Below are 10,983 nucleotides of genomic sequence, written 5' to 3' on the forward strand. Positions count from 1 at the left end.
ACCGGGAACTTGGCGAAATGTGTCTCAAGTTTCTCTATCAAGCCACCCTTTTCAATCAGCAAATCCTTGCGAATGTCCCTCAGCAGCAATGGTTTTGCCCTCGATGTGAGTGTCCCTGTTATTGTTTGGTTTCGGGGATGCGCGCAACTTAGACATTCCGGTCAGGCGTGAGAATTGCCTTTTATATAGGCTATCAATGAGATCGGCAAGGTGCGGGGTGCCGGCGGCTGGGGCGGGATACACCGCCGGCCGTCACGCTGGCGGTGTGTAGGGCTTCAGACGTTAAAGCGGAAGTGGATGACGTCGCCGTCGGCAACCACGTAGTCCTTGCCCTCCAGGCGCCACTTGCCCGCCTCCTTGGCGCCAGTCTCGCCTTTGTGGGTGACGAAATCGCTGTAGCTCACCACCTCCGCGCGAATAAAACCTTTCTCGAAATCCGTGTGGATCCTGCCCGCCGCCTGGGGTGCGGTGGCGCCCACGGGAATGGTCCAGGCGCGGACTTCCTTGACCCCCGCGGTGAAGTAGGTGTGCAGGCCCAGCAGCTGGTAGCCGGCGCGGATCACGCGGTTGAGGCCCGGCTCCTCCATGCCCAGCTCTTCCAGGAATTCCTGCTTCTCGTCGTCGTCCAGCTCGGCGATCTCCGCTTCCAGCTTGTTGCAGATGGGCACCAGTACCGCGTTTTCCTCCGCGGCGATGGCGGCCACCGCATCCAGGTACGGGTTGTTCTCGAAACCGTCCTCGTCCACGTTGGCGATATACATGGTGGGTTTTACGGTGAGCAGGCTCAGTTCGCGAAGATCCGCCAGTTCGTCCTCACTCAGGCCCATGGAGCGCAGTGGCCTGGCCTCGTTCAGGTGGGGCTGGATTTTTTCCAGCAGCGCCTTCATCCGGATCGCGTGCTTGTCCTGGCCCTTGGCGGCGCGGGTAAAGCGCTGCAGAGCCTTTTCCACGGTTTCCAGGTCCGCCAGTGCCAGTTCGGTGTTGATCACCTCGATATCCGATGCCGGGTGCACCTGGTTGGCTACGTGGATGACGTTGTCGTCTTCGAAGCAGCGCACCACATGGGCGATGGCGTCGGTCTCGCGGATATTGGCGAGGAATTTGTTGCCCAGGCCCTCGCCCTTGGAGGCGCCCGCCACCAGGCCGGCGATGTCGGTGAATTCCATGGTGGTGGGGATCACCTTCTGCGGCTTGACGATCTCCGCCAGCTTATCCAGGCGCGGGTCCGGTACCGGCACCACGCCGGCGTTGGGCTCAATGGTGCAGAAGGGGAAGTTTTCCGCATCGATACCCGCCTTGGTGAGGGCGTTAAAGAGCGTGGACTTGCCCACATTGGGCAGGCCGACGATTCCACAAGTGAATCCCATGATCGATATTCCAGTGGTTGTTCGCCTGCAAGCAGGCTGCTACGGGCGTTTCCCGGGTCCCGGGTCCCGGGTCCCGGGTCCCGACTTGGTGTGGAGTTCTTTCATGGCCGCACCCCAGTCGCCGGAGGCGGCGATGGGCATCACATCGACGGCGCGGTCGATGGCGTCTGCCAGTTGCTCCTGTTCCGCGCCCGGGGCGCGCTGGAGCACATAGTTGACCACGTCGCGGGCACTGCCCGGGTGGCCGATACCGAGGCGCAGGCGCATAAAGTCGCGATTGTTGCCCAGTGCGGAGATGATATCCCTCAAGCCGTTGTGGCCACCGTGACCGCCGCCGGCTTTGAGGCGCGCGGCGCCCGGGGGCAGGTCCAGCTCATCGTGGGCCACCAGTATTGCCTGGACGGGTATCTTGAAGAAGTGTGCCAGCGGGCCCACCGACTGGCCGCTGCGATTCATATAGGTGGTGGGAATCAACAGGCGGATATCCTCGCCGCCGATCCGCACCCGGCCGCTGAGGCCGCGGTATTTGCTGTCCGGCACGAGCTGGGCGCCGTAACGGCGCGCCAGCTCGGCGAGGAAGTCGGCACCGGCGTTGTGGCGTGTCCGGTCGTACTCGGGGCCGGGGTTGCCCAGGCCCACGATCAACTGGATCGGCGTATCCGGTGCGCTAGCCCCCATTGCTTACTCTTGGCCTTCGCCGCTCTCGCCTTCAGCTTCGCCCTCGGCTGCCGCTTCGACAGCGCCGCGGGGCTTGTGTACTGAAGCGACAACCAGGTCGTGGTCCGGGCCGTGGGACAGGGCAACAGACTCGACGCCGGCGGGCAGTTTCAGGTCGGAGATGTGGATGATGCCGTCCATTTCCAGGTCGGCCAGGTCCACTTCGATAAACTCCGGCAGCTTGGCGGCAGGGGCGCTGATTTCCAGCTCGGTCAGGGTGTGGGACACGATGCCCCCGGCCTTGACGCCTTTGCAGGTGTCTTCATTGAGGAAGTGCAGGGGCGCCTTGACATGGACCTTGGTGTCGCCGGATACCCGCTGGAAATCCACGTGCAGCAGCTGCTGCTTGGCGGGGTGGCGCTGCAGATCCCGCAGGATCACCTTCTCTGCCTTGCCGTCCACGTCCAGGGACACGACGGAGGAGAAAAAGGCTTCGTTTTCCAGGGCCTTGAACAGCTCCTTCTGCAGAACGGAGATGGATTGTGGTTCGGCCTTGCCACCATACACGATGCCGGGGACACGACCTTCCTGGCGACGCAGGCGGCGGCTCGCACCTTTCCCTTCGTCGCTGCGGACGTTGGCGTTCAATGTGATATCAGACATGGGATTAAAACCTCGGGTTGTCTGTCCAGGGCGACCTGCGACCGGATCGCTCTGGCGTTGAAGTAAATCGGGCCACCGGCCCAATAGTAAACGCCCGGCGGTGCCGGGCGGGCGCGTATTATACAGAGGGCGGGGGGCAGAGGACAGAGCACAGACAGCGAAATCTGTCCTCAGGCTTCTGTCACCTGTTATCTGAACATGGCCGACAGGGATTCCTCGTTGCTGATCCGGCGCACGGACTCGGCGAGCATGGCGGACAGGGTCAGCTGGCGAATCTTCGGGGCCCGCTGCATCTTGTCGCCCAGGGGAATGGAGTCTGTGACCACCAGTTCGTCCAGCACCGAGTTGTTCAGGTTCTCGATCGCGTTGCCGGACAGCACCGGGTGGGTGCAGTAGGCCACCACTTTCTTGGCACCGTGCTCCTTGAGGGCATTGGCGGCATTGCACAGGGTGCCGGCGGTGTCCACCATATCGTCCACCAGCAGGCAGGTGCGGCCGTCGATCTCGCCGATGATGTTCATTACCTCGGCCACATTGGCCGCCGGGCGGCGCTTGTCGATAATCGCCAGTTCGCAGTCCAGGCTCTTGGCCACCGCGCGGGCGCGCACCACACCGCCGATATCCGGGGAGACCACCACCAGGTTCTCGTAGCCCTGGCGTTCGATGTCGTCCAGCAGTACCGAGGAGCCGTAGACGTTGTCCACCGGTACGTCGAAAAAGCCCTGGATCTGCTCCGCGTGCAGATCCACGGTCAGCACGCGGTCGATACCCACGCTCACCATCATATCCGCCACCACTTTCGCGGAAATGGGGACCCGCTGGGAACGCACCCGGCGGTCCTGGCGCGCGTAGCCGAAGTAGGGGACCACCGCGGTGATGCGCCCGGCGGAGGCGCGGCGCAGGGCATCCACCAGCAGGATCAGCTCCATCAGGTTGCGGTTGGTGGGCTGGCAGGTGGACTGCACTACAAACACATCGCGGCCGCGCACGTTATCGGTGATCTCAACCGCGATTTCGCCGTCGGAGAAGCGTTTTACCACCGCTTCGCCCAGGGGGATCGCCATATGGTCGACAACTTTCTGTGCCAGTTCCGGGTTTGCGTTGCCGGTAAACACCATTAAGTCAGCCACGAGAGTACCTTGTGTTTCGATTGAGGAGGAGGGATGGATTGTGAGGCGACTGTCTTCTGACTTCTGTCCTCTGACCTTTGAATGGCTGGGGCGGTAGGATTCGAACCTACGCATGACGGGATCAAAACCCGCTGCCTTACCGCTTGGCTACGCCCCAGTAATTTTTGAAACAGCTTTCAGTTGTCGGTGCGCGGGGGATTCCTGTACCCCCGCGGCGACAAAGCCCCGCCATCCGGCCGGCGCTTTGGCGAGAATGCTTTCCGCCGTGTGCGCCGCATCGAAGGCCGCGAAAACGCAGGCCCCGGTACCGGTCAGATGCGCTCTGGCAAACTGCTGCAGCCACTCTCTGGCCGCGCGTACCGCTGGATAGAGGCTCTCGACCAGGGGCTGGCAATCGTTGCCGGAATACTCTTCCAGCCATTCGCTGTCCAGCCGCCTGTCGCGAAGGTGCGCTAATGTAATTGGGGTCGAATCTCTTGTCAAACGCGGATCGTCGAACACTGCCGCGGTGCTCACCTGGCAGTCCGGTACCAGCACCAGGTAGTGCCGGGTCTCGGTAACCACCGGAGTCAACACTTCGCCGATGCCCTCCGCCCAGGCAGTGCGGCCGCGCACGAATACCGGCACATCCGCACCGAGCTGCCGGCCCAGTTGCGCGAGTTCGTCGAGGGTGAGGTGGCACTGCCACAGTTGGTTGAGTCCCAGTAGTGTGGTGGCGGCGTCGCTGCTGCCACCGCCGATGCCGCCGCCGAGGGGCAGATTCTTGTGCAGGCGGATATGTGCACCGCCGGTGCAACCAGTTTTTTGTTGCAGCAAATGTGCGGCGCGATAGATCAGGTTCTCCCGCAGCGGGATTTGCAGGCTGCCGGCATCGACACTGATTTCGCTGTCGGCGCGCAGCTCAAAGTCCAGCTGGTCGCCGAAATCGAGCAGTTGAAACAGGGTCTGTAACCGGTGGTAGCCGTCTTCGCGACGGCCGAGGATACGCAGGAACAGGTTCAGCTTGGCCGGTGCCGGCAGTTGCAGGTCGGGCATAAATTTGTGGTTACGGCAAAAAGACGGGCGCTAGTGTCGCTATTTAGTACCATACAGGACACTAATTTTGCGGCAACCACTCCTTGATCACCAGCGTCACTTTGACCGGCCCCGCCGCCTGGAGGGTTTCCGCCACTATGCGGGTGGGTAAGACGTAGGTTCCCACGTTCTGGTAGCCGCTGAAGTTCAGGTTCCAGCCGGCCTGCTGCAGGCTTTGCAGTTGCCCCTGGCCGCCCTTTTGCTGGCCCTCCACCGGCGCGCCGGGCGCGGCCATGCCGCGCACCCAGTAGTACATTTCCGCCACCGGTAGCGGCCAGCCGAGGATCTCTGCGGTGAGTTCCGCCGGGGTGGCGGCCTGCAGCGGCACCTCGCCGCCTTTTTGCAGGGTCACGCCGGCGGGCGTGCCGGTAATCACCGTGGTGCCGGCGCCCAGCGGGCCGCTGAGATGGATGCGGTAGTTGTGTTGGGTGCGCTGCCACCACTGCAGATTGGCGCTGCCGTTATCCCCCGGTGAGCGCACGCCCAGCTTGCCGTTGATGGTCCAGTGCTGCAGCTGCGCCGCCGGCGATTCCGCGGCAATCGGGGGCCGCGGCTGCGGTTGCGACTGCTGGCCGGCGCAGGCGGCAAGTATCAGTGTGAGACCGCAGAGCAACAGGCGCAGGGCTGAATATGTTGCGTCTATCCGCCCCGCCTTTCCGGCAATTATCCCGAGTCCCGGGCCCCGAGTCCCGGGTTCCGTCTTTTCAAGATTCAGAAACATGCTGCTCCACTCCCCCATTGTCGCGCAGCCGCTTCATGGCCGCCGGGATGACTTTGCTCTGCGGATTGATTTCCAGGCCGCGCTGCCAGACCTGCAGAGCCTGTTCGCGATCGCCCTGCACCCAGAGTACCTCGCCCAGATGCGCGGCGATTTCGTGGTCCGGCAGTTTTTCCATGGCCTGCCGCAGATACTTTACCGCTTCGCTGTGATTGCCCAGACGGTACTGTACCCAGCCCATGCTGTCGATAATAGCCGGATCGTCCGGGCGCAGTTGCAGTGCCCGGGCGATCACCTGCCGCGCCTCGTCGAGGCGCGTGTCATCCTCGGTCAGTTTGTAACCCAGGGCGTTGAGCAGGGAGGGGTTGTCCGGGTCGCGTTCCAGCAGTTTGCGCAGGCCGCTCTCGTAGGCGGCGGAATTTCCCAGGTGGTCGCTGGTAAGGGCGCGGGCGTAGATCAGGCGGCCGCTCTCCCGATGCTGCTCCAGGGCCTTGTCGAGCAGCTCCAGGGCCTGCTGGTGGTGCTCGTGCTTGTTCAGCAGCTCCGCCTCCAGCAGGTAAAAGTGTTCCGCCTGCTCCGGGTGCCGCCGGCGCAGTTCGGCAAACCAGTCGCGGTTGTTCCCCGCCAGGTCGGCGGCAGCCAGCAGTTGGGTGCCGCGGGTAATCGCCTCCACATAATCGCCGCCGGGCTCCACTGCGCGGTAGTGGGCGATAGCGCCGTCGACATCCTTTTCCCGCTCGGCGATGTTGCCCAGGTAGAAGTGCGCCGCGGACTGGTGCTGCTCCAGCTCGAGCAGGCGCTCGAACAGGGGTCTGGCCTGGATGAGGTTGTCGGTTTCAAAGCGGATCAGCGCCAGCGACAGGATCATGTTGCCGTCGTAGGGGCGCTGCGCTACCAGCTCGGCGAACTGCTGTTGCGCGAGGTCCAGGTCCTTGCGGATCAGCAGGCGCGCATACTGCAGGCGCAGGCGGCTCTCCTGGGGGTAGGTGCGCACCAGGTTCTCCAGCAGTTGCAGGGCCTCTTCGCGCCTGTCCTGGTCCACCAGCAGGTGGGTTTCCAGCAGCGGCGCATCGAGCATTTCCGGGTGCTGTTCCTGTACCCGGTGGACGATGGATAGGGCCTGTGGGTATTGCTCCCGGGCGCGCAGCATCATCGCGTGAGCCAGGGCCGCCTCGCCGTTTTGCGGATACTTTTCCGCCAGCCGGCGAAATTCCGCCAGGGTCTGCTCTTCCACTTCTTCATCCGCCACCGCGGCGGCGGCGAGGGACTGCAGCGGGGCGTCACCGCCCAGGTCCAGGGCTTTTTCCGCGTGCGCCAGCGCTGTGTCCAGCTCCCCCGCCAGAGCGAGTTCGGCGGTGGCGGCCAGCTGCGCCTCTACCTCCTCCGGCTCCAGTTCCACCCACAGCTGCGCCGAGCGCAGCGCCGCGCGCCGGGCGTTGAGGAAGCGCGCTATATGGGTGGCGCGGGCCGCCACCCCGGGGTCCTTGGTGCGCTCGGCCTGGTAGTAGTAGTTGGCCAGGGCCACGTCATACTGCTCGCGGTTGCCGGCCACTTCCGCCACCAGCAGGGTGTAGAAGGTTTCGATGGGGAAGGGGCGGCCGTCGGCTTTCTCCTCTGCGGGCGCCACGGGCTGGGGCTGCGGCTCCGGGAGAGTCTCGTCCCGGGCAGGCTGCTGGGCGCAGGCGCCGAGCAGCGCGCAGACGGCCGCGGCGAGCAGCGACTTGTGGGAAAGCGGGCGGGAAAGGCGGGCCGGGATTGCTGGAGGCATAAGGGCGTATCCGTACGTTACGGGGACATCAGGTGACGTATTTTGAGCGGTTATCGCCGTATAATTCTAGTCGTGATTTGACCCCCGGACTGTGCTCCGGGTTCGCAAAAGCAAAGTCTGCGCCTATTTAAGCAGCCCCCTCGCTTGCAAGCGGCGCGGCCGCCCGGGAAAATGCGCCTCCCGCTGCCACCACCAGATTTAACGCCGACAGGAGCCTATGCCAATCCTCGCCCTGGGTATCAACCACGATAGCGCCCCGATCGAGGTGCGCGAGCGGGTGGCCTTTGCCCCGGAGGTGATGCCCGGCGCCCTGGCGGATGCGCGCAAAGCCCTGGGCTGTGCGGAGCTGGCGATACTGTCCACCTGCAACCGCACCGAGATTTACGGCGAGGTGTCGGAAGAGCGGTTGCTGGAGTGGCTGGCGGACTACCACCAGGTATCCCGGGAGCAACTGGTCGCCAGCCATTACAGCTACCGCGGCGAGGATGCGGTGCGCCATATGATGCAGGTGGCCTGTGGCCTCGATTCCCTGGTGCTGGGCGAGCCGCAAATCCTGGGCCAGATCAAGTCCGCCTACGCGGTCGCGCGCGAGAGCGGCAGTGTCGGCAGCCTGTTGCACAGCGTCTTCCAGCAGGTGTTCGCAGTGGCCAAGAAGGTGCGCACCGAGACCGCCATCGGCGAGAACCCGGTTTCCGTGGCCTACGCCGCGGTATCCCTGGCGTCGCGCATCTTCACCGACCTGGGGCAGCAGACGGCACTGCTGATCGGTGCCGGCGAGACCATCGAACTGGTGGCGCGGCACCTGCTGGACCAGGGAGTTGCGCGGCTGATCGTCGCCAACCGCACCCTGAACCGCGCGGAACAACTGGCGGATAATTTCGGCGCAGAGGCCATATTACTGGCGGATATTCCCGAGCACCTGCCGCGGGCGGATATCGTGATCAGCTCCACCGCCAGCCAACTGCCAATCCTCGGCAAGGGCGCGGTGGAATCGGCGCTCAGGCAGCGCCGCCACCGGCCCGTGTTTATGGTGGATATCGCCGTGCCCCGGGATATTGAACCCCAGGTGGGCCAGTTGGACGACGTCTACCTCTATACCGTCGACGACCTGCGCGGGGTGATCGACGAGGGCAAGCGCTCGCGGGAAAAGGCCGCTGAAGCGGCCCACGCGATTGTCGATGCCGCAGCCGGTGCCTTTATGCGCGAACACCGCGCCCTGGGTGCAGTGGACACCATCCGCAGTTACCGCCAGCGCGCGCAGCAGATCGGCGACACGGAGCTGGAAAAAGTGTTGCTGCAGCTGGATAAGGGCGAAGATCCGCGGCGGCTGTTGGAGCAGCTGGCCCGCTCCCTCACCAACAAACTGATTCACGCCCCCACGGTCAATCTCAGGCGAGCCACCGCCGAAGGGGACCTGCAGCGGCTGCGCCTGGCGCGGGAAATCGTCGGCCTGGACCCCTTCGCGGAAACAGAAGAAGCAGAGAGTAAAAAAGACGAATGAAAGATTCGGTACTGAACAAGCTGGAAAACCTGGTGGAGCGCCACGAGGAGGTGTCCGCGCTGCTCGGGGATGCGGACATTATCGGCGACCAGGACAAATTCCGCGATCTGTCCCGCGAGTACTCCGAGCTGGAGGATGTGGTGAAGTGCTACGGCCGCTACAAGCGCCTGCAGGACGACATGGCCGCGGCGCGGGAGATGCTGGGTGAGAGCGATGCGGAGATGCGCGAGATGGCGCAGGAGGAACTGCGCGAAGCGGAGACGCAACTGGAGCCGCTGGAGCGGGAACTGCAGACGCTGCTGCTGCCGAAAGACCCCAACGACCGCAAGAACGTCTTCCTGGAAGTCCGCGCCGGCACCGGTGGCGACGAGGCGGCGATCTTTTCCGGCGACCTGTTCCGCATGTATTCCCGCTACGCGGAAAAACAGGGCTGGCGCATCGAGATCATCAGCGAAAACCCCGGTGAGCACGGCGGCTACAAGGAAATCATCACCCGGGTGGCCGGCGAGGATGTCTACGCAAAACTGAAATTCGAATCCGGCGCCCACCGGGTACAGCGGGTGCCGGAAACCGAATCCCAGGGTCGCATCCACACCTCCGCCTGCACCGTGGCGGTGATGCCGGAACCGGACGAGCGCGACGCGGTTGAGATCAACAAGGCGGAACTGCGCGTGGACACCTACCGCGCCTCCGGCGCCGGCGGCCAGCACGTGAACAAGACCGACTCCGCGGTGCGCCTCACCCATCTGCCCACCGGCATCGTGGTGGAGTGCCAGGACGAGCGCTCCCAGCACAAGAACCGGGCCAAGGCCATAGCGCTCCTGCAGGCCAGGCTGCAGAGCGAACAGGAATCCGCTGCCGCGCGCGAAATTTCCGACGCGCGCCGCAACCTGGTGGGCAGCGGCGACCGCTCCGAGCGCATCCGCACCTACAACTTCCCCCAGGGCCGGGTCACCGATCACCGCATCGGCCTCACCCTGTACAAGCTGGACGAAATCATGCAGGGCGCGCTGGACGAAGTGATCGAGCCACTGCGTACCGAGCACCAGGCGGACCAACTGGCCGCCCTCGGGCAGTGATCAGTGGTTTGTGGGTGGTGGTTGGTGTAGGAGCGGGGACCGCCAGGGATGGCGGAAATGCAGATTTTGCAGGAGCAAAAATCTGCCCATGCCCGCGATCTGAGTCTGCCATGACTGAAAACCTGATCGCGGGCATGGCCCGCTCCTACACAGATTCAAAATGACCTCAGTTAAACAGAACCTCGCCCGCAGCGCCGAACTCGCCGACAGCGACACCGCCCGCCTGGATACCGAAATCCTGCTCGGCCATATCCTCGGCCGCCCACGCACCTGGCTCTACACCTGGCCGGAATACGGGTTGAATGAAGCCGAGCAGGCGGAGTTCGACGCGCTGTTCGAGCGCCGTAAAAACGGCGAACCGGTGGCCCACCTCACCGGCACGCGGGAATTCTGGTCGCTGCCGCTCAAGGTGAATCCGTCCACGTTGATCCCCCGCCCGGAAACCGAACTGCTGGTGGAGACTGCGCTGGAACTCTGTCCGCAGGAAACCCTGCACGCGCTGGAGCTGGGTACGGGCACCGGCGCCATCGCCCTGGCGCTGGCTTCGGAAAAACCCGGCTGGCGGATAGTCGCTGCGGAAAAATCCGCGGAGGCAGTGGCGCTGGCGGAGGAAAACCGCCGCTCTCTCAAGCTCGACAAGGTGCAGATTCTGCGGAGCGACTGGTTTGCGCAGATACCGCCGCAGCAATTCGACCTGATCCTCAGCAACCCGCCCTATATCGACGCCGCCGATCCGCACCTGGAGGAGGGCGATGTGCGTTTCGAGCCCCGCTCGGCGCTGGTGGCTGCGCGCGAGGGGCTGGCGGACATCGAATGGATTGCGCAGAAAAGTATTGAATATCTGCAGCCCGGCGGCTGGCTGATCGTCGAGCACGGCTGGCAGCAGGCCGGGGCGGTGCGCGAAATATTTGCCGTTGCCGGTTTAAATAATATCGAGAGCCGCAAAGACTACTCCGGCTGGGAACGGCTGACGCTGGGCCGGAAATAATACCTGTAGGAGCGGCGGGGCGGATGGCCGCCCCGCCG

Annotated in this window: 10 protein-coding genes and 1 tRNA gene; 3 read left to right on the forward strand and 8 right to left on the reverse strand. The window is 64.1% G+C overall.

Annotated elements, in window-relative coordinates; genetic code table 11:
- Positions 1-275: 275 nt before the first annotated feature.
- The 8 genes from ychF to ACRC0P_RS09070 form a co-directional block, all read right to left on the reverse strand.
- Positions 276-1,367 (reverse strand): redox-regulated ATPase YchF, encoded by a 1,092-nt coding sequence (gene ychF, locus ACRC0P_RS09035; protein WP_438630051.1) that lies wholly within the window; start codon positions 1,365-1,367, stop codon positions 276-278.
- A 39-nt stretch (positions 1,368-1,406) separates the two neighbouring features.
- A complete protein-coding gene (pth, locus tag ACRC0P_RS09040) occupies positions 1,407-2,045 on the reverse strand; it encodes an aminoacyl-tRNA hydrolase (RefSeq protein WP_438630053.1) in 639 nt (212 codons plus the stop codon).
- A gap of 3 nt (positions 2,046-2,048) precedes the next feature.
- Complete coding sequence (locus ACRC0P_RS09045) at positions 2,049-2,687, reverse strand: 50S ribosomal protein L25/general stress protein Ctc (RefSeq protein WP_438630055.1); 639 nt, start codon at positions 2,685-2,687, stop codon at positions 2,049-2,051.
- A gap of 188 nt (positions 2,688-2,875) precedes the next feature.
- Positions 2,876-3,805 carry a ribose-phosphate pyrophosphokinase gene (locus ACRC0P_RS09050; RefSeq protein ID WP_438630071.1) on the reverse strand — a complete coding sequence of 310 codons (930 nt, stop codon included), beginning with the start codon at positions 3,803-3,805 and terminating at the stop codon, positions 2,876-2,878.
- 94 nt (positions 3,806-3,899) lie between these two features.
- Positions 3,900-3,974, reverse strand: a tRNA-Gln gene (locus ACRC0P_RS09055).
- On the reverse strand, positions 3,965-4,852 hold the full coding sequence (gene ispE / locus ACRC0P_RS09060) for a 4-(cytidine 5'-diphospho)-2-C-methyl-D-erythritol kinase (RefSeq protein ID WP_438630057.1): 888 nt from the start codon (positions 4,850-4,852) through the stop codon (positions 3,965-3,967). Before ispE ends, ACRC0P_RS09055 begins: the two co-directional genes overlap by 10 nt.
- A gap of 61 nt (positions 4,853-4,913) precedes the next feature.
- Positions 4,914-5,612 carry a lipoprotein insertase outer membrane protein LolB gene (lolB, locus tag ACRC0P_RS09065; RefSeq protein WP_438630059.1) on the reverse strand — a complete coding sequence of 233 codons (699 nt, stop codon included), beginning with the start codon at positions 5,610-5,612 and terminating at the stop codon, positions 4,914-4,916.
- A complete protein-coding gene (locus ACRC0P_RS09070) occupies positions 5,596-7,377 on the reverse strand; it encodes a tetratricopeptide repeat protein (RefSeq protein ID WP_438630061.1) in 1,782 nt (593 codons plus the stop codon). Before ACRC0P_RS09070 ends, lolB begins: the two co-directional genes overlap by 17 nt.
- A gap of 217 nt (positions 7,378-7,594) precedes the next feature.
- Here ACRC0P_RS09070 and hemA point away from each other — a divergent pair, with 217 nt between their 5' ends.
- The 3 genes from hemA (at position 7,595) to prmC (ending at position 10,945) form a co-directional block, all read left to right on the forward strand.
- Positions 7,595-8,878: a glutamyl-tRNA reductase gene (gene hemA / locus ACRC0P_RS09075; RefSeq protein ID WP_438630063.1), complete on the forward strand. Its 1,284-nt coding sequence runs from the start codon at positions 7,595-7,597 to the stop codon at positions 8,876-8,878.
- Entirely contained in the window at positions 8,875-9,957 is a 1,083-nt protein-coding gene (gene prfA / locus ACRC0P_RS09080) for a peptide chain release factor 1 (RefSeq protein WP_438630065.1), read from the forward strand. Before hemA ends, prfA begins: the two co-directional genes overlap by 4 nt.
- Before the next feature lie 160 nt (positions 9,958-10,117).
- Positions 10,118-10,945, forward strand: a complete 828-nt coding sequence (prmC, locus tag ACRC0P_RS09085) for a peptide chain release factor N(5)-glutamine methyltransferase (RefSeq protein ID WP_438630067.1) — start codon at positions 10,118-10,120, stop codon at positions 10,943-10,945.
- Positions 10,946-10,983: the final 38 nt, after the last annotated feature.

Origin of the sequence: Microbulbifer sp. (assembly GCF_051659245.1) — a bacterium.
GTDB lineage: Bacteria > Pseudomonadota > Gammaproteobacteria > Pseudomonadales > Cellvibrionaceae > Microbulbifer.

Excerpts from the sequence above, each read along its gene's own strand:
- ychF (WP_438630051.1), bottom strand. The coding sequence starts at position 1,367 with ATGGGATTCACTTGTGGAATCGTCGGCCTGCCCAATGTGGGCAAGTCC.
- prmC (WP_438630067.1), top strand. The coding sequence starts at position 10,118 with ATGACCTCAGTTAAACAGAACCTCGCCCGCAGCGCCGAACTCGCCGAC.
- ACRC0P_RS09050 (WP_438630071.1), bottom strand. The coding sequence starts at position 3,805 with ATGGTGTTTACCGGCAACGCAAACCCGGAACTGGCACAGAAAGTTGTC.
- lolB (WP_438630059.1), bottom strand. The coding sequence starts at position 5,612 with ATGTTTCTGAATCTTGAAAAGACGGAACCCGGGACTCGGGGCCCGGGA.
- pth (WP_438630053.1), bottom strand. The coding sequence starts at position 2,045 with ATGGGGGCTAGCGCACCGGATACGCCGATCCAGTTGATCGTGGGCCTG.
- hemA (WP_438630063.1), top strand. The coding sequence starts at position 7,595 with ATGCCAATCCTCGCCCTGGGTATCAACCACGATAGCGCCCCGATCGAG.
- ACRC0P_RS09045 (WP_438630055.1), bottom strand. The coding sequence starts at position 2,687 with ATGTCTGATATCACATTGAACGCCAACGTCCGCAGCGACGAAGGGAAA.
- prfA (WP_438630065.1), top strand. The coding sequence starts at position 8,875 with ATGAAAGATTCGGTACTGAACAAGCTGGAAAACCTGGTGGAGCGCCAC.
- ACRC0P_RS09070 (WP_438630061.1), bottom strand. The coding sequence starts at position 7,377 with ATGCCTCCAGCAATCCCGGCCCGCCTTTCCCGCCCGCTTTCCCACAAG.
- ispE (WP_438630057.1), bottom strand. The coding sequence starts at position 4,852 with ATGCCCGACCTGCAACTGCCGGCACCGGCCAAGCTGAACCTGTTCCTG.